Annotated in this window: 1 protein-coding gene; it reads right to left on the minus strand. The window is 45.0% G+C overall.

The features are described from left to right. Positions 1-189: 189 nt before the first annotated feature. Entirely contained in the window at positions 190-1380 is a 1191-nt protein-coding gene (locus BCT81_RS00155) for an amino acid aminotransferase (RefSeq protein ID WP_061031636.1), read from the minus strand. Positions 1381-1554 lie beyond the last annotated feature (174 nt).

Raw genomic sequence — 1554 nt, forward strand, 5'->3', positions numbered from 1 at the left:
CATACCAACATAGAGATGGTGAGGGGAGCACAGGCGTAAGTGAGAGGACGAATGAGTTAGGTGTCGAGTTCTTCCTCGAGTACTAATAGAATTAAATCTAACGCGTTACGACAGCTACAAAAAAGCCAGCTTAATCGCTGGCTTTTGCATATCTAAGCGTCTGCAAGAGCAGACTTGGTATTGTTACGATTAAAGAACCGCAGCGATACCTTTACATAGAGGGCCCATGTTTGACTTAGTCATGCCCGCTACGCTGATGCGGCCAGAGCCAACAATGTAGATTGCGAATTCATCTTTTAGGCGGTTTACTTGCTCTTTGCTCAAACCAGAGAAAGAGAACATGCCGTTTTGGCGCTCGATGAACGTGAAGTCTGCATCAACACCTTCAGATTTCAGTGTTGCAACGAACAGTTCGCGCATCTCTTGAATACGGTCACGCATTTCAGCGACTTCCGCTTCCCATTCAGCACGTAGACCAGCATCGCCAAGGATGTGAGTTACGACAGCACTACCGTGTGCTGGTGGGTTAGAGTAGATAGAGCGAATGATGCTCTTAACTTGAGAGAATGCTGTTGTTGCTACGTCTGCAGACTCAGCAACCAAAGTGAATGCACCAACACGCTCATTGTACAGACCGAAGTTCTTAGAGAACGAGCTCGCGACTAGAATCTCTTTGTTGTATTTAGCGAAAGTGCGAAGGCCAGCAGCATCTTCTTCAACGCCTTTTGCAAAACCTTGGTAAGCAAAGTCGAATAGTGGAAGAAGCTTCTTCTCAGCAACGAGCTTAGCCAGTACTTCCCACTCTTCAGCTGTTGGGTCAATACCTGTTGGGTTGTGACAGCAGCCGTGAAGAAGAACGATATCACCTTCAGATGCTTTCTCTAGGTCAGCAACCATACCAGCGAAGTCTTTGTCTTTTGTTTCAGCGTTGTAGTAGCTGTACTGAGCTGTTTCGATACCCGCAGCAGCGAATACGCCGTTGTGGTTAGCCCAAGTTGGGTTGCTGATCCAGATCTTCACATCGCCAAGTTGGCGCTTAATGAATTCACCTGCAACACGCAGAGCACCAGTACCACCCGGAGCTTGTGCTGTTTTAGCGCGTTGAGAATTTACGATTTCTGCATCTGAACCGAAAAGTAGCTTCTGTACTGCTAGGCCGTATTCAGCTGTACCTTCAATCGTTAGGTAAGATTTGGTTTTTTCGTTTTCAAGAAGTGCAGCTTCTGCTTTCTTTACTGTTTTAAGTACTGGCGTTTGACCATCTTCATTTTTGTAGATGCCAACACCAAGGTTGATTTTCTCTGCACGAGAGTCGTTTTTAAACTCTTCAGTAAGGCCGAGGATAGGGTCGGCAGGCGCAGCTAACACTTTTTCAAACATAATCTTCATCCATGTCAATTGAGAGGGGATAGTATCTATGGGTAGTTATACCTGTATGGAATTTTTATGACAATACGAAGTGAACAGAAAGACCAAAAAAAATCCATTTCAATCAGATTTATTGACTAAAGAGGGTATTTGATAACAAAACACCCTACGGATTAACCTATAGGG

Source organism: Vibrio sp. 10N.261.52.A1, assembly GCF_002876325.1.
GTDB lineage: Bacteria > Pseudomonadota > Gammaproteobacteria > Enterobacterales > Vibrionaceae > Vibrio > Vibrio chagasii.